Source organism: Sphaerothrix gracilis Ecp01 (assembly GCF_030405905.1).
GTDB classification, from domain to species: domain Bacteria; phylum Cyanobacteriota; class Cyanobacteriia; order Phormidesmidales; family Phormidesmidaceae; genus Sphaerothrix; species Sphaerothrix gracilis.
The window spans coordinates 216,110-232,249 of the sequence record NZ_JASATW010000006.1 but is presented as its reverse complement, the minus strand read 5'-3'; the positions used below and the strand labels follow the sequence as shown (position 1 = coordinate 232,249).

The window sequence follows — 16,140 nt, the reverse complement described above, 5'->3', positions numbered from 1 at the left end:
TGATCAATAGGCTAAAACCCTTGGATTCGGTGCGTTACGCTGCGCTAACAGCACCCTACTTCATTCTCCATTTTAGCTGTGTTGCGCCAGTAGGGTTCTGGCTCAACGTTAGCAACTTTAGCTAATACACTCTCATAGTTTATTCGATCTCCTCGGCTCGCGTGTTCTTGTTCTTGGAGATACCTTTCGGTCGTTAGTGCTGAAATCTTCTCGGCAACGGCTAAAGCAACAAACTGATCAATCAAATTCCATCCTGTTCAGCAAGCTTTTGTATCTTCTATACAACAAGATAGAACCTGACTCCATTTCATTTTACTCTTTTATAAAATTGCATAATTGCTTAGCAATATCCGCTTGAGTTTCATTAGATAAGTATCCCAGTTCTCGCAAAATCAGAGAAACGCGAGCCGTCATCAAAAAATGCAGACGTAGAGTAGACGGCTTATGTAAACCGCTAACAGCAAAGTCTGGATGCGATTTGTCAAGAATAATATCTGTTGGCAAAATTTCTTGAGCAATACGGCTAGTAACAAAGGCCAACAAGACATGTTTGTATGTTCCGATTGGATCAGTTAGATAAACAGCAGGTCTAACCTTAGTAGTCGATAAATTATCAAAAGGGAACGGAACTAAAACAACCTTACCCTTGGAACTGGAAGGGTTTGCCATCACCTACATTGTAAATATCTTCTTCAGGATCACTCAGAAAATCAAAGGCCGAATTTTGAGCAGCCGAGTGCAGCCAATCAGCCTCTTGAATGTCGTCAGTTTCCACCTCTTCCACCAAAACAATGACTCTAACCTGAGTATTTTGGCGAAGATTGAGCTGAAAGTTAGGCAATACCAGATAACCATCAGCAGTTACTGTGGCGGGTAGTTCATAAGCTTGCATAAAGCAGAAAGAATAGTTGAACAGCTTTAGTTTAAGCCTAGCTGATTGAGTAAGCGATCGCCTCTCCACGGTTGACGCCGATCGCCCATATGCGTATCCTCAGACATTAAGCCGTTTCGACGGCGAGTTAACCGCAGAACTCGAAGGCCTTCGGCGGTGCCTGAAGGAGTTAGCCCCTCCAACAAGCACCTAACCCGCAACCTGAGGCGAGCAGATTACGGGCTAGTGGTCAGTTTACCCTAGCCACCGAATTTGTATCTCGCGCGGTGTGCTGGGGTTTTCGTGTTCTGTTTTCCTCAACCCAAAAGTAAAAGGAAACAGAACATCATGTTTCAATCTTCCGATGCGGGCGCGGCTGCGTCCACAGATCTGTGTATTCCAGTGCCTCAACGCTCCTCACGGCGTAGGCGGGTGCGGCACATCCTGCTGGGTGACGCCGAAGCCGTTCGGCTGGATATTTACCTAATGCACGTCAAAGGCTATGCCGAAGCCACTGCCTGGAGCGACCCCCAGCCCACCGCCAACCCCGGCGAAGTGGTACGGGTACTGATCAAAACGCCGCTAGTCGAATAGCGCTCTGTAGATCCCAGGGGTCTGTCAGCGTGAGCGAAATGATCCACGTTGAGGCAAGATCCCTGGGAGCTGACGCCATAGCGACCCCTATAGAGCGCCAAGCCAGATACCTAGGGCGATCGCTCTCACAGATTCCTACCTAAATGATCGACTACCCTGGAGCAGGGTAATTGTTTTCAGGTTATGGTGTCTGATTCTGACTTTTCCGTCGCCAATCCGTTCCGCCGTTTCAAAGTCCGCTATGTGCTGCTGCGACTGGTCATCGGCATGGCGATCGCGCTAATAGTGTTTTCTACCGTACTGGCGATCGCGCTGCCTATTTCTTTTTTAGAAGCGCTTGACCTACAGGCTCTTGAAGAAAGATCATTCTGGCTGAGCCAGCTCTACTTCGTTGGCGTCACTGGGATCGGCCTCCTCGTCGTTGGGCTAGGCTGTCGCAAACACCAGATCCGCCTCAAGCAGCTCATCGGACCCATCACGCCAGACTTACCTTGGAAATTGACCCTCGGACTGGCGATCGCCTCTCAGCTTTGCCTCATGGGGTTTTACCGCGTCGGCAACGCCTTGCTCACCTACTGGGCACCTGATCTAGTCCTCACCGCCGTCAACCAGAACACCAACGAACTTACCGAGGCACTAGCTGCCAGCTCATCGCCGCTTTTGTTCATCAGCCTGATATGGCTGCTCGGCTTCTATCAAAACGTCATCGCTAAGCTGTTGATTTTTGGCTTAGTGCTGCACCGCTGGAGCTACAAGTGGGGTTTATCCTGGGCTGTGGGCGTCAATCTGGGAATCGCGGCCCTAGCCAACCTGCCTTCTTTGGGATTAGCCCTCAGCGCGATCGCCTTTAGCCTCATAGAAATCCTGCTCTATCTCAAGACCCGCAGCTTAGCGCCGCCCATCGTCCACGCCCTTGCCGCTGCCGCCATTGGCTATGGCCTTGTTTTTATAGACAATGGCCTCACCGTCTCCAGCCTCACCCCGGTGAACTATACCTTAGCCGATCTGCGATCGCAGGCAACCCTCGGCTACCTCTATTTAGTGCTGGGTTTGCCCTGGCTAATTGCCTTTATCTACCGCCATTGGCCCCCATCTGCAGTCAAACTGCCTTACTTCGCTAACGCCGAATGAGCGATGCCGCTAAGTAAAGAGGCGCCGTCAAACATGAGTCAATGTCGGTTGTGGTTGCGGTACGAAACCCAGCACCCGCCTTAGTCAATCGTCAAGTATTCGCAGTCACTTACATATTCCCAGCCATATTGGGTAATTGCCTCACACAGGTAGGCTTCAGCAAAATTGCTGCTAATTACCAGCGCCCCGGTCATGTCAGCCTGGGGTAACCGCGCTCCGCGAAAGTCGGTTTGCTCAATCCGGGCATTGCGCAGATTAGCCCGTGACAGGTCAGCATCCGTCACAGTAGCCCGCGTTAGATCGGCGTCCTGGAGGTTGGCAGTCGCTAGATTGGCATACTGTAGGCTGGCGTTGCCGAAGTAAGCATTTTCCAGATTGGCCCCGCTCAAATTAGCGCCGTCGAGGCGGCTGCGATAGAAGTTAGCCCCGGCTAAATTGGCCCCGCTGAGGTCAGCCCCGCCTAAGTCTAGCCGCCGCAAATCTATATCGCGCAGGTCGCAGCCGGGACAGCCGTTGTTTTCTACCACCTGCCGGACTTTGCGCAAAGCTTCCACTTCGCTGTCTTCTGCAATTGCCGGTAGAGACAGACTCCCAAGCCCCGTAAAAGCTGCTACGAGAAACGTACCAATAATTTGACGGCGATCGCGCTGCAAAGCCTTACTCCTCAACTAGCCCTATCTGACTGACGCAGAGGCTCATTCAAGTGTGCCCCATGAGAAACTGTCCAAACCCAGCTCTATTTTGCCTTGTTGTCGTGAAGAATTTCTACAAGGGAGATAAGTGTGAGGACTGGATTTTTAAGATCTGTATTGGATCTTACCGATTGGAGCAAAGCGAAACAGTCTTATCCTCAAGTTAAACTCAATTCCAATTCCTTCTGCTGTAGACTCAACCTCGACAGCAAAGATACATAGCAAAAATTCACTCAAAAAGTCTGCAACAGCTCGATGCCCTATGACTGCCCTCTGCAAGCGGGTGTGCATCTCCGGCTGTCCGGCAGCACTGTTCAAATTCACAGGTAAGCAAGGATTAACATGAAAACTTCTGTACGGCTGAAAGCAGCAGCCCTCGCAGTTTCAGCAATAGGGCTTTTGGGCGGCACGGGTACGGCGCTGGCTCAAACCTTTGGCAGCACCGAAATTGACCAAGACGAGGTCGTTGTCATTGCAGCACCGGGTTCTCGGTTCATTCCCTATGAGCTATATGTCTACGAGCAAGTCACCGATGAGCGTCAGTGCTGGAGCGAATCTGGCTCTAATCCAGTGGCAGTGACGCCCCTGCTCCTAAACTTTGACTTCACGGGTATTTGTAACCGCGCTGCGGACAGCAACGGCTATTCTATCCGCTTAGCCAATGCTGACCTTGGCCCTAGCTTCCGCTTGCAAGTGCGCGAGCAAGGCGGCAACCTCGTACTGCAGGGAGTTTCTAACACCAGTGGTCGCTTTACAATTGGTCGAGCCGCAGGCGTGAGCAACACTGGCTTCACTAAGCTCATGCTCAATCCAGGCTGGCGTCTGACGAAGCGTACTTATGAAGGCCGCACCCTAGGGCACTACTACTTCACGAACGATTTGACCTTAGCTCAGGTATTGGCGGCTGAAGGGGTTGCTACGCCGACGCCCACCCCCACGCCGACTCCTACGCCGACCCCCACGCCCACGCCGCCGACCTTCCCAGATACTCGCGGCGATCTCTATGCCAATCAGATTGAGCGGGCTACTGAAATTGGCTTCATCTCCGGTTTTCAAGACGGCACCTTTGGCCCGCGCCAGCCTGTGACCCGTGAGCAGGCCGTTTCGATGCTAGTTGAAGCGCTAAAGGTTCAGCTGCCCAATGTCGATCTAGCTGTGCCTAACCAGGTTTCCACGGCTCCTTTCCCCGACGTCGCGGCGAATCGCTGGAGTGCGGCTAAAATCAAGTTCGCCAAAGACAATGGCATTGTCAGCGGTGACGTGGTAGGTACTTTCCGGCCCTCTGCAACGGTTTCTCGCGTTGAGCTGATGGCTATGATTCGCCGGGCGGCTGAATTCCGTCGTCGCCAGCTAGGTCTTAGCCCTGATCTACCCTTGAATCAGCAGCCCTTTGGCTTCACAGATATCAACGGTCACTGGGGCGAAAATCTAATCAGCCTGATGTCGGCTCACTGCGGCGTAGCCTCGCCGCTCAACGAGACGGGTACTGCTTTCGCCCCCAGTGCGCCAGCTCTGAGGAACTACGCTTCTGCGGCCATCGTGCGGCTCTTTGACTGCGAAGCTCCCCAATCACCCTAACAGTTAGCGATTGTCATTATCCTGGCCTCTCTAGCTGAGTAGCTAGAGAGGCTTTTTTGGTTCAATGCGTATTGTTCTGGCTACTGGTGGTTTGACTGAAAAGCTAGCCCGAGGATTATGAAATTTTGGAAAATTACTGTTGATCCGATCTGTGGCTGGCACTCGCTGTCCTTGAGTCGCTATCCTCAGGTCGCCATCTTGCAGAAAATCAGGGGCTTTGCCGCAGCAAGACAGTTTTAGCTGCGATTACAAAATTTTTATTTTTACTTGACTTCAGACACAAATCCGCAGAAAAATCTTTGAATTAATTAAGAAGATTGAGTAAAGTCAGCCGTCTCAAAACAATAGTTCTGGGCAGCAGCTTTATATTTTAGGTCAGTAGGATTACTCAAGACATCAGCTAAATTCTCATCTTCGGCTGAGCTGCTTGCGCGAATAGTGTAAAAGCGATACGGAATGATCGAGTCAGTGTCTCGGTCAACTTTAGCTATTCAATTGCAGCAGAATCATCCGGTGGCTTGAAGGGCTATTTCCGCCTGGACATATAGCCTATGGGTTCGATTTCAAAAAATGCTTAATCCATCAATTTTCAAAACTGGCTATGGCATCTTATAACTCGTTTTTGAAAACTTTTTCTAGCTGCATCGCGATTGGCCTGAGCGTAGTTTTTGCTATTAACTTTATCAGCGATCCCTACGGTTTGAGAGGCCGGGGCGGGCGTGTTCACAATGACCGCCTCGTCAAGGCCCTGAAAGTCAATCGGCTGAATCCAGAAGCTGTTTTGCTGGGATCTTCTGGAGTTGTTCGAGGACTTGATCCCAACCATGCTGTCTTTGATCGTTATGCTTCAGCTTATAACCTCGGTGTTTTGGGGGCAAATATTTACGAGGTGCAGCAGTATTTTCAACACTCGGCTGCCCAAGGCACTTTGAAAACTGCTGTCGTCGGCCTAGACTTTTATGCCTTTAATGCTTCGAGAGGGGTCAGGCCGGGATTTTCCGAGGCGCGTATCGCGGCTGAAAAAATACCTGTAAAAGACTTTTTAGCACTATATTTTTCTCTAAGCGCTCTCCAGCTTACCTTTAATCCAGCGCAACGAGGCGCTTATTTTAATGAAGATGGCACTGGCAGTAGATACATTGATCCCCAGCAGCGGCAACAGATTTTTGAGATTGAAATTTTAGAAGACTTTTCGGCAGCGGAGGAGATGTATTGGAACTATCAGCGATCGCCAGAAACGCTAGAGCAGTTTCGAGAAATTACGGCTATGGCCGCAGCAGAATCGATTGATTTAAAGGTTTTTGTTCCGCCGCTGCATGTGAGCTTGTTTCATATTGCTAAGGTTAAAAATCTGTGGCCAGCTTATCAGCAGTGGCTAAAAGAAATTGTTGCCATTCATCCCGTTTGGGATTTTGCAGGCTGCAACAGCATTACGACAGAGCCGATTGTTTCGGACATGCAGCATTTTGACGATCCGTCCCATTACACATTTTTAGTGGGAAATATTATCCTGAATCGGCTATTTGATCATGAAGTTGCCGCAGGGCCAGCAGATTTTGGCGTTTACGTAACGCCTGATAACGTAGAAGCTCATCTGGCCGATGTAAAAGCTCAGTGTGAAGTCTGGCAGCAACAGCACCCTCAGGTCGTCAATTGGATAGAGGCGTTGGGTGAACCGGGCGATTTACTCACTTCTTTGCCCGACACCAGCAATACAGGCGCGCCTTAAGGCTGTTGCCAGCAATTTTCCCAGGTCTAGCGAGCCTTGCCTCTTCTGATCAGCACTCAATTTTTGAGCGATCGCAAGAGACTTTAATCAGTTTCATTGAGTATGCTTAAAACGATGCTTAGGGAAAGACTGTGCCGCTACTGTGGTTTTTGCTGGGGCTTGGATTAGGGCTAAGCCTGCTGCTTTGGTATCGGGCTTGGTACAGTTCGCGGCTCAAAGTGTGGCTGCAAAAGCTCAAATCTGATGCCGGGGTGAACGGTATTTCCTATGCGTCTCAGCTTTCTAGCGCGATCGCCCAGCAGCGGGGCGATATTGCCCAGCTAGAGCAGCAGCTACAGGCCTATCAGCAAATTTTAGAAAAAGCCCCGATTGGCTACTTGCTGGTAGACGAAGAGAACCAGCTACTTTGGTACAATTCGCGGGCCGCAAAGCTGCTAGCCCTAAAACCGCTCTCGACGGATACAGAAGCTCTGCCTCGCCTCTTATTAGAAGTCGTTCGCTCCTATGAGTTAGATCAGCTTATTGAGAGCACTCGTCAAAGCCAGCAGCCTGGCCATCAAGACTGGACGCTTTATTCAGCTCCAGCCGATCCATTTGATCTATCAGAGCGTCCGGCTTACCCGCTACGAGGCTCTGCCTTTCCGCTGCAAAGAGGCCAAATAGGCGTTTTTTTGGAAAACCGGCGGGAGGCCACGCGGCTAATCCAGCAGCGCGATCGCTGGATGTCAGATGTCGCCCACGAGCTAAAAACGCCGCTGACCTCAATTCGCCTAGTGGCAGAAACCTTAAAGACTCGCGTTGATGCCTCTCTACAGGGCTGGCTCGATCGCCTGCTGAATGAAACCATTCGCCTCAGCAACCTGATTGAAGACCTGCTAAATCTCAGCCGTTTAGAAGGACCACACTTCAGCGGCCTCAACACCAAAGCCCTAGACTTCACCCAGCTTATCTTTGCCGCCTGGCAGAGTTTGGAACCCTTAGCCCGCATCAAGCAGCTACAGATTACCTATTTTGGCCCTGAAAAACTGCTGATTGAGCTAGACGAATCCCTAATGTACCGGGTGCTGGTCAATTTACTGGATAACGCTATCAAGTACAGCCCGCCCCGACAGCATATTCAAGCTGCCCTCAGCATCCACCCTAGCGATGTCTCAGAAAACGCAGGCTACGTTCTGCTCGAAATTACTGATGCTGGCCCTGGGTTTGTTGAGCAAGACCTGCCCCACGTATTTGAACGATTTTATCGGGCTGATCCGGCCCGCAGCCGAACCCAAAGGTTAGAGGTCTCTACCAGTCTCGGTACGCCCAAGCAGGAAGTGATCAAAGGGGGCACAGGGTTGGGATTGGCTATTGTGCGACAAATTATTGAGGCTCATCAGGGGCGGGTGGAGGCGAACAATCATCCGGATACGGGGGGTGGGTGGCTGAAGATTTATTTACCTTATCGATTGCTGATTACCCCGGTTTCAGCCGCACAATAACGGTCTTCCCCACTTGTAATCTTCTGTAATAACCTGCTTCAATAATGCCTGAGCGGTTTGCAATATTAGCTTGATTTAGACCCTGGTATGGAGGAGCGGCTACAGAAGGTTTTATCTCAGTGGGGAGTGGCTTCTCGCCGACAGGCCGAGCAGCTTATCCGCGAAGGTCGCGTCATGCTCAATGGGGCGATCGCGGAGCTAGGCCAAAAAGCCGATCCGCAAACCGATGAAATTGCCGTTGATGGTTTAGTGCTGAAGCCTGCTAATCAGCCAGATAGCTACTACCTGCTGCTGCATAAGCCAGCAGGCGTCGTTTCTACCTGCGAAGATCCCTGGGGACGGCCCACTGTTCTCAGTCTGCTGCCTCTAGCCTGGCAGCAAGGGCAGGGCATTCATCCGGTAGGCCGACTAGATGCCGACTCTACCGGAGCGCTGTTGCTAACCAACGATGGTCATCTGACCTATCAGCTCACCCATCCCCGGCATCAAATCGCTAAAACCTATGAAGTCGAGGTTGAGGGCCGTCCCTCAGCCCATCGTCTGCAGCAGTGGCGACACGGTATAGTCCTATTAGGGCGAAAAACGCTGCCCGCCCAGATAAAAGTGCTAAAGCAGTCAGCTCCAGACCGGACGCTGCTGCGCGTAGTCTTGCGGGAAGGGCGCAACCGACAGATTCGTCGCGTGGCTAAACAGCTCGGTCATCCAGTAGTTACGCTCAAGCGAACTGCTATTGGCCCAATTGAGCTTGGCAAGTTGCCAAGCGGTCATTACCGGATCTTAGCTGCCCCAGAAGTGGCTATGCTGACTCAAACGATGCCTGATACATCCCTGATTTCGTCAAGTCATATGCCAGCTAGTTCACAATGAACAGCGAGGCTTCTATGCTCCTGATGGTTAGCCCATGAAGAAAAAAGTCCGAGACCTAGAACAGATGCAGCGAGAACAGCTAGCCGAAATTGGCAGCTTTCTGAAGCAGTCGCGTGAGCAGCAGTCTCTATCTTTAGAGGAACTGGCCAGCCGGACGCTAATCCGCCGTAGCCTGCTGGCAGCTATTGAGTCTGCTGATTTAGAGCAACTGCCAGAACCCATCTATATCCGAGGGCTAATCAAGCTGTATGCTACTAAACTAGGTCTTGACGGTGAGATGGTCGCCAGCCAGTTTGTGCTTCACCCGCATCTGCGCAAGGCGGGCTTATCTTGGCAGACGTCAGCCGCCGCTCAGCTCCGTCCGTTTCACCTCTATGCGGTCTATGTGCTGATTATGATCGCTGCGGTAAGCGGTCTTTCCTATGTACTTCAGCGCAACACACCAGAAGCTGCTACCTTGCCAGCCTTAGATCCTTTAAATCAGCTTGAGGAAGCCCAACAGCCGCCCGCAGGGAACGCGTCTCAGCCAGAGGGTGCGGCCAGTGCTGAATCACCAACCATCACGGAAGCTTTGCCAGCCGAGGGGATTCAGGTCAAGGTTGTTTTGATTTCCCAGTCTTGGATGCGGGTTGTGGTAGACGGGGAAACGCAGTTTGAAGGCATTATGAAAGAGGGTGAAAGCCAGCAGTGGCAGGCAGACGAGCAGCTCACCGTAAGAGCAGGCAATGCTGGCGGCGTCCTGGTGGCTCACAACGGTAAGGAGGCGGAAAAGCTGGGCGAACCCGGCATGGTTGCTGAAGTTACTTTCTCTCAGGAAGAGCAAATCAGCCTCAACAGCACCGCCGTCCTACCTTAAGGCTTTACACTGCGTCTGAATCCGTTTCACCTGTCCGAATGCGGTAAACCTTTTCAACGGGTGAAACAAAAATCTTACCATCGCCAATTTGCCCGGTATTGGCGGCAGCGGCAATCGTCTCCAAGACTTTATCGAGCTGATGATCCTCGACCACAACGGTTAGGCAAAGCTTTTGCAGGAAATCGACGGTGTACTTGGCTCCTCGGTACACCTCTGTTTGCCCTTTTTGCCGACCAAAGCCTCTGACCTCAGAGAGCGTCATGCCGGACACGCCTGCTTTCAGCAAAGCGGCTTTGACATCTTGCAGCTTTGCGGGCCGGATAATTGCATCAATCTTTTTCAAAACTCTAGACTCCTAAATGAATGGACTGTGACTTGAACTGGAAATGAACCGCTAAGTTTCAAAAATCGCCCCATGTCTGTATATGTTGCTACAAAAGCTGGGGGGCTGCAACTGAAGTTTACAGGTGTTTGAGGGCCTATCATAGGATGCCCAGCGACCAATTTTTGTGTTTGTAAATTAATCAGTTACGTTTGCCTAATTTTATGAATGAGCTGCTTTCTAGTTCAATAGCTGCGATCGCCACGACGCCAGCGGGGATTAATCAGCTTATTCCTTGGTGTCAGGCTAGCGGAGCCGAACTCTGGCTGTCAGAATCGCTGTATCCATCAGTTGCTGCTCGGCTGACGGGCCTTAAACACCATGTTTACCAAACCTCACTACGGCAGGCTTTAAGCTCGGCTTGGTCTGACTATGACGGTTTAGTATTTTGCTTGGCTGCGGGGGCCGTTGTGCGGCTGATTGCCCCTTTGCTAGCGGATAAAGCTACCGATCCGGCTGTGGTCGTTCTGGATGAGCAGAGTCAGTTTGTGATCAGTCTCTGCGGTGGGCATCAGGCGGGCGGCGATCGCCTGACGCAGACTATAGCAGCCTGTCTAGGCGCAACGCCGGTTCTTACGGGTGCAGCCAATCGCCTACAAATGCCGGGAGTTGATACCTGGGGGATTCCCTTTGGCTGGCTGCGGGGTAGCGGTGACTGGACAGGGGTGAGCGCCGCGATCGCCGCTGAAAAGCCCGTCCAGGTGATTCAAGAAGCCGGGTCGTCGCTCTGGCAGACAGGGCTGCCTGCCGATCATCCCTTGCAGTTGGGCTGGCCTGAGTTCACGGCGGAGCGGCAAGAAATTCGACCTGAACCAGCAGCCCGCGTTTGGATTAGTCCGGCTCAGCGCCGCTTCGCCCAGCAGAGCAGCCTGCCTAAAGTTCAGTGGCATCCACGGGTGCTGTGGCTAGGGATTGGCTGCGAGCGGGGCACCTCTCAGAGACTCATAGAGACGGCGATCGCCCAGGTTTGCCAAAAAAATCACCTGGCCGAGGCGGCGATCGCGGGGGTAGGAACCCTTGACCTCAAAGCCGACGAGGTGGGATTAGTCCAGCTCTGTCGCGATCGCGGCTGGCCGCTGCGCTGCTTCAGCGCGGAAAGCCTGCGGCAGGTGGATGTGCCGACGCCCTCTGAGGTGGTGGCTGCTGCGGTCGGGACGCCCAGCGTGGCTGAGGCGGCGGCACTCTTGGCGGCGGATGAGACGGCTGCCGCGCTGCGAGTCTCGAAGCAGGTGGTGCGCCAGGACGGAGAACCGGGAGCGGTAACGGTGGCGATCGCCCAGGCGGAGCAGGAATATACTGGGCGCACAGGTCAGCTTTGGCTAGTGGGCACCGGACCGGGCAGCCTCGATCAGATCACCCCAGCGGCGAAAGGGGCGATCGCTCAGGCGGATGTGGTCATTGGCTATGGGCTATATGTAGATCTGATCAAGCCGCTGCTGCATCCGGGGCAAATTGTGGAAGCGTTGCCTATTACCCAGGAACGGCAGCGGGCAGAGCGGGCGATCGCCCTGGCCCAGCGGGGCCTGACCGTGGCGGTGATTTCGTCCGGGGACTGCGGTATCTACGGCATGGCGGGGCTGGTGCTGGAAATGTTACAGGCTGAGGATTTAGCCGAACTCGCCCAGCAGGTACAGGTATTTCCCGGGATCACTGCCCTCCAGGCTGCCGCCTCACGAGTGGGCGCGCCGCTGATGCATGACTTTTGCGCCATTAGCCTCAGCGATTTACTGACTCCCTGGCCCGTGATTGAAAAACGCTTGCAGGCAGCTGCGGCAGCAGACTTCGTCGTCGCTCTCTACAATCCCAAGTCGCAAAAGCGGACGGAGCAAATTGCGATCGCCCAGCAAATTTTCCGCCAGCACCGCGATCCCAATACCCCTGTCGCCCTAGTCCGTTCGGTTTACCGAACCGATGAATCGATCACGCTCACAACCCTAGACGAGTTTCTCAATCACCCGATTGACATGCTTACCACCGTCCTCATCGGCAACCAAAGCAGCCAGCGCTACGGCCCCTGGATCGTGACACCGAGGGGCTATCTGGGGAAAAGCTCATCTTTGTGAAAGCTTATTCCGTAATAGAGGGTCGATTGATCCGAATTAGCTTACCAGTCAAGTCTGCAACCTCTGAAACAGCGTCATGAATACGATTAGCAAGACGCTGACGATCTAAATCTTCGGTGCAAACAACAATGCCTGCATGATTTGAATTTTGCTTATGCAAGCGAATGAAATCAGCTCTGTTTACAGTCAGAACAGCTCGCCCTTGACGACTAGCGAAATCGAGAACCTGTTGATCGGGAATTCGTTGATTGGCTTGCCCGGCTTCCTGGACAGTCAGAACGTTATGACCCAGCTTTCTTAAGAGAAGGCTTACTTTTTTTGAGAACCCTTCATCAGCATAAAAACTTGTCATTATTAGGCTGCGGCTTGGCGTTGAATAGCTGCCTCAATTTCATTGCTATTTACCTCAGCATAGAGCCAAGCGTTCGTTAAATCTTGAGCCGTCAACCCTGGATAATCCTCTAGCAAATCAGCTTCAGTTGCTCCCTGGCCGCGCAAGCTTACCAGCAGCCAGACAGGAATACGGGTTTGGCGGATACAAGCATCTCCGCCCATAACGCCAGGTGTCTTTTCAATACCTACCCAAGTCCCGCTGAGACTAGCCACCAATAGCTGAATAGTCTGCGCTTTTTCCTCAACCGATAGAGCCAGAAGTTGAGCTTGGAGCTGCTGAAGGGTCATAGCTTAAACCAGTCAGGGGCGATCGCCAAAACTGCTATCACTTCAATAGTAGCTAGCAGATGAGTTTCAAGAAACGCTTAGAGTCACAACTAGGGGTAAATGGTCGGAGTGGATATTCCTGCCGACGTGGGCGTCTAGTACCTGAATATCTGACGTCACCAAGCAATGATCGATGGGGATGCGCAGGAAAGGAGGGAGAAAGGTCGGCCAGGTCAGCAATACGCCCTGGCCCCAGCGAGCATTCTGCAGATCTGTAGCCGCGATTAGCTGCTTAAAGTAAGGTGACCACATGGGGGTATTGAGATCGCCCAGGAGGATGATCGATTCATCAGCCTGCTCCTGCGCGTACTGAGCGATCGCTGCTAGCTGCTGGTTGCGCTGTTCAAACAGGCGCTGATTTTTGGGCGGCGGCGGATGGGTAGCGATGAGGTGAATCGGGCGATCGCCCACCTGCCAGTCAGCCAAAATGTTGATTTTGCTAGAGCTGCCGAGCGGCTTGATCACCGGATTCTGCAGCGGAAAGCGGCTATAAACCGCCAGGCCAAAGGGATTATCTGGCGCAGTGGCGATTTTGTAGGGCAGAGCGCTGGAGCGGGGCTTGGCAGCGCTGTGGGGCAGGCTTTGCGTGAGTACCTGAAGCTGCTCAATCCAGCGATCGTCTACCTCAATAAACACGGCTAAATCGGGTTGTTCCTGCTCAACTAGGGCGATCGCCTGGTCATAGCTGAGGTTGCGAATATTGACATTGGCGACCAGCACCTTCAGCGGTTCTAAGCGGGCGCTAGCCGCCACCGGACGGTAGAACGGGAAAAGCTGGGCTAGCAGCACGCCAACGCAGACCAGTGCGATTAAAAGAGGCCAGCGCTGGCGCAAGAGAGCGATCGCGATGACGCCCAACACAGCCAGTCCGGCATACTGGGTTTGCAGACTGACCAGCGCTTCTAGCCACCAAAGATTCAGCGGCTGCTGGCTGACCAGGGCCAAGATAGTGAGGTCAACCAGTCCGAGGCAGATGCCCCAAGCCCAGGCTCGACGATGTTTTGTAAAATGCTCGGCGATCGCGTTCACATTGGCTCTCTGACGGGTTAGAAAAGCACTCTCTTTGCCTTCACTTAAGATAGCCAACTAACCCAGCATCCGTGTCGATTTGCTTCAGTTAGAAAGAGGCCTGCAGGCCAGCGGTGACGCTAAAGTCAGTCTCTAGCTGCGGCCCTGAAAGACTGCGGTAAAGTGGCAAATTAAACTCCACGCCCAACCGCGCCCCTTGCAGGCTACCTTCGGGGACATAAAAATTGAGGCCCAGCCCCAGGTCTAACTGAGTGCCAGCGCGTAAATCCGGATTGGCTGTCGGAATCATATTGGGATTGAGCCGGTCATCTTGGCCGTCAATATTGCCCCAAGTACGTCCGCCCAGACGCAGGGAAGTGCTAAACCAGTCTGTCCATCGATGAGCGCCCCAAGCAGTCAGCATCAGCTGATCGCCTAGACGATAACCATTGTCATTGGTCCCCAGGCGAATGATCCCCATAGCCTGACTGCCCCATGACCAGTCTCCTGCCTGGCCGAGGTAGGTAACACCAGGGCGCAGATCAAACGTGCCTGAGCCAATTTGCATGGGATACGGCAAAATTTGATCGAGTCCCATTGGGGTCGCATCGCGCTCCTCGATGGAACCTGTGGGAAAACTGAGGCCCAGGTTGAGATGAAGCCGCTGCCGACTTTGATCTAGCACGGTGTATAGCCCCGACAGGCTGATATCTCCGAAGCCTTCTGAGTTCGTGGTGAAGCGTCTACCTGAGCGAGTGGAGTGATCCATCTCTTTGGAGATGTAGGGAGCCATGAACATCAGGGTGAAATCGTCGCTGGGGGCGTACATAGCGCCGAGCATGTGCATTTCCATAGTCATGCGGGTGGGAGTCACCGGAAACCGCTGCAGCACTTCGTCTGTTGTTAAGGAATCCGTTCCGCTGCGATTGCCGTCCATCTCCATGAACATGTAGCGGTAGGAGAACATAATTTCTCCCTGTCCATGTGTATGATCGCCCATGACGCCGATAGGCGCGTGGCTATCCGGACGAGCGGGTGACCAGTAAATGGTTTCTCCTGAGGCGGGGCTAGCGCTATCCACCAGTAAAAAGTTGTCTTCAGAGGTGAACTGATAGTCAGGTGGCGGACTAATCACGGGTGTCTCAACCGTTTCAGCCATAGCCTCGCTTGCGGTTTCAGCGATCGCATTTTTCCCTACGACTACAGCAGCTTCTGAGGGTTGATTGTTAATTGCTGAAACTGCAGCAGCTATACCAGGTGATGCGCTTTCCCCGGTTTGAATGACTGGTAGCAAGGCATCGGCGCTAATGGCTGCGCTAGCACTATTAGTTTCTAAGCTGCTTGCTTGCTCGTCAGTCCTGGCTTCTCCGGGGAGTGCGCCTAATGTTGCCAACAGCCCAGTGATAAGGTAGACCCCATTAATCAGCTTAAAATTCACGATGTTCCCACACGCACTTAATAATTCGCCTAGCCTAAAAATCTGCAGGTGGGATGTCAAAAGACGGCCTGTCAAAAGACAGCTATATCCAACAGGAAATCTAAGCCAATGACGCTTGCCACTAAGCAAAAAGTTCAGGTGACTGCCAGAGCGCAGTGGCGAGCTTGGCTGAGTGAAAACTACACGCAGGCAGACGGGATCTGGCTGGTCACGTTCAAAAAGCACTGCGGCGATCGCTATGTCTCCTATGACGCCATTGTTGAAGAAGCCCTCTGCTTTGGCTGGGTAGACAGCCTGCCGCGCAAGCTCGATGGCGATCGCACCATGCTCTACATTTCGCCGCGTCGTCAGGGGAGTCCTTGGTCGCGATTGAATAAGCAGCGAGTGGCCAAGCTGCTAGCGCAGGGCCTGATGACGGCAGCCGGACAGGCAAAGATTGATCAGGCTAAAGCAGACGGTTCTTGGACAGTCTATGACGAAGTGGAAGATCTGATTATTCCCTCCGATCTGGCTGCTGCCCTGGAGACCGACCCAACGGCAAAAGCCCACTTTCAAGCCTTCAGCGACTCGGCTAAAAAAGGCATTCTCTGGTGGCTCAAAAGTGCCAAGCGAGCCGCGACTCGCCAAAAGCGGATTGACGAAACCGTGCGCCTCGCGGCTCAAAACCTCAAGGCTAACCAGCCGACGTAAATTTTTGGGTCAATAAAAATGAGTGCTCACAGTCACCTGA

General features: G+C 52.8%; 17 protein-coding genes and 1 pseudogene. 9 read left to right on the top strand and 9 right to left on the bottom strand.

Annotated elements, in window-relative coordinates; translation table 11 throughout:
• Window positions 1–44: 44 nt before the first annotated feature.
• From QJQ48_RS28370 to QJQ48_RS08910, 3 genes and pseudogenes are all read right to left on the bottom strand, one after another.
• Window positions 45–274 (bottom strand): annotated as a pseudogene (locus tag QJQ48_RS28370) (toxin-antitoxin system HicB family antitoxin).
• Window positions 275–312: 38 nt separating this feature from the next.
• On the bottom strand, window positions 313–669 hold the full coding sequence (locus tag QJQ48_RS08915) for a type II toxin-antitoxin system PemK/MazF family toxin (protein ID WP_346290867.1): 357 nt from the start codon (window positions 667–669) through the stop codon (window positions 313–315).
• Window positions 641–892: a hypothetical protein gene (locus QJQ48_RS08910; RefSeq protein WP_346290866.1), complete on the bottom strand. Its 252-nt coding sequence runs from the start codon at window positions 890–892 to the stop codon at window positions 641–643. Before QJQ48_RS08910 ends, QJQ48_RS08915 begins: the two co-directional genes overlap by 29 nt.
• Before the next feature lie 327 nt (window positions 893–1,219).
• Here QJQ48_RS08910 and QJQ48_RS08905 point away from each other — a divergent pair, with 327 nt between their 5' ends.
• Window positions 1,220–1,465 (top strand): hypothetical protein, encoded by a 246-nt coding sequence (locus tag QJQ48_RS08905; protein WP_346290865.1) that lies wholly within the window; start codon window positions 1,220–1,222, stop codon window positions 1,463–1,465.
• Between the two features lie 183 nt (window positions 1,466–1,648).
• On the top strand, window positions 1,649–2,596 hold the full coding sequence (locus tag QJQ48_RS08900; RefSeq protein ID WP_346290864.1) for a hypothetical protein: 948 nt from the start codon (window positions 1,649–1,651) through the stop codon (window positions 2,594–2,596).
• An 80-nt stretch (window positions 2,597–2,676) separates the two neighbouring features.
• On the opposite strand, the gene QJQ48_RS08895 is transcribed toward QJQ48_RS08900, so the two are convergent.
• Window positions 2,677–3,249 (bottom strand): pentapeptide repeat-containing protein, encoded by a 573-nt coding sequence (locus QJQ48_RS08895; RefSeq protein ID WP_346290863.1) that lies wholly within the window; start codon window positions 3,247–3,249, stop codon window positions 2,677–2,679.
• A 381-nt stretch (window positions 3,250–3,630) separates the two neighbouring features.
• Here QJQ48_RS08895 and QJQ48_RS08890 point away from each other — a divergent pair, with 381 nt between their 5' ends.
• The 5 genes from QJQ48_RS08890 (at window position 3,631) to QJQ48_RS08870 (ending at window position 9,799) form a co-directional block, all read left to right on the top strand.
• Window positions 3,631–4,866 (top strand): DUF3747 domain-containing protein, encoded by a 1,236-nt coding sequence (locus QJQ48_RS08890; RefSeq protein ID WP_346290862.1) that lies wholly within the window; start codon window positions 3,631–3,633, stop codon window positions 4,864–4,866.
• 601 nt (window positions 4,867–5,467) lie between these two features.
• Complete coding sequence (locus QJQ48_RS08885; protein WP_346290861.1) at window positions 5,468–6,595, top strand: hypothetical protein; 1,128 nt, start codon at window positions 5,468–5,470, stop codon at window positions 6,593–6,595.
• Between the two features lie 131 nt (window positions 6,596–6,726).
• The gene (locus QJQ48_RS08880; RefSeq protein ID WP_346290860.1) at window positions 6,727–8,076 is read left to right on the top strand and encodes a sensor histidine kinase; all 1,350 of its coding nucleotides are present in this window, start codon (window positions 6,727–6,729) and stop codon (window positions 8,074–8,076) included.
• Between the two features lie 87 nt (window positions 8,077–8,163).
• Entirely contained in the window at window positions 8,164–8,943 is a 780-nt protein-coding gene (locus QJQ48_RS08875; RefSeq protein WP_346290859.1) for a pseudouridine synthase, read from the top strand.
• A gap of 34 nt (window positions 8,944–8,977) precedes the next feature.
• Window positions 8,978–9,799: a helix-turn-helix domain-containing protein gene (locus QJQ48_RS08870; protein ID WP_346290858.1), complete on the top strand. Its 822-nt coding sequence runs from the start codon at window positions 8,978–8,980 to the stop codon at window positions 9,797–9,799.
• A gap of 4 nt (window positions 9,800–9,803) precedes the next feature.
• Here the strand turns inward: QJQ48_RS08870 and QJQ48_RS08865 are convergent, their stop codons facing one another.
• A complete protein-coding gene (locus tag QJQ48_RS08865) occupies window positions 9,804–10,142 on the bottom strand; it encodes a P-II family nitrogen regulator (protein ID WP_346290857.1) in 339 nt (112 codons plus the stop codon).
• A gap of 203 nt (window positions 10,143–10,345) precedes the next feature.
• Between QJQ48_RS08865 and cobJ the strand changes: the two genes are divergently transcribed.
• A complete protein-coding gene (cobJ, locus tag QJQ48_RS08860; protein WP_346290856.1) occupies window positions 10,346–12,244 on the top strand; it encodes a precorrin-3B C(17)-methyltransferase in 1,899 nt (632 codons plus the stop codon).
• A gap of 4 nt (window positions 12,245–12,248) precedes the next feature.
• Here the strand turns inward: cobJ and QJQ48_RS08855 are convergent, their stop codons facing one another.
• From QJQ48_RS08855 to QJQ48_RS08840, 4 genes are all read right to left on the bottom strand, one after another.
• Window positions 12,249–12,596: a DUF5615 family PIN-like protein gene (locus QJQ48_RS08855; protein WP_346290855.1), complete on the bottom strand. Its 348-nt coding sequence runs from the start codon at window positions 12,594–12,596 to the stop codon at window positions 12,249–12,251.
• A gap of 2 nt (window positions 12,597–12,598) precedes the next feature.
• Window positions 12,599–12,925 (bottom strand): DUF433 domain-containing protein, encoded by a 327-nt coding sequence (locus QJQ48_RS08850; RefSeq protein ID WP_346290854.1) that lies wholly within the window; start codon window positions 12,923–12,925, stop codon window positions 12,599–12,601.
• Window positions 12,926–12,991: 66 nt separating this feature from the next.
• Window positions 12,992–14,050, bottom strand: coding sequence for an endonuclease/exonuclease/phosphatase family protein (locus QJQ48_RS08845; RefSeq protein WP_346290853.1), 1,059 nt, complete (start codon window positions 14,048–14,050; stop codon window positions 12,992–12,994).
• A 31-nt stretch (window positions 14,051–14,081) separates the two neighbouring features.
• Complete coding sequence (locus tag QJQ48_RS08840; RefSeq protein ID WP_346290852.1) at window positions 14,082–15,410, bottom strand: transporter; 1,329 nt, start codon at window positions 15,408–15,410, stop codon at window positions 14,082–14,084.
• 108 nt (window positions 15,411–15,518) lie between these two features.
• Between QJQ48_RS08840 and QJQ48_RS08835 the strand changes: the two genes are divergently transcribed.
• Window positions 15,519–16,100: a YdeI/OmpD-associated family protein gene (locus QJQ48_RS08835; RefSeq protein WP_346290851.1), complete on the top strand. Its 582-nt coding sequence runs from the start codon at window positions 15,519–15,521 to the stop codon at window positions 16,098–16,100.
• Window positions 16,101–16,140: the final 40 nt, after the last annotated feature.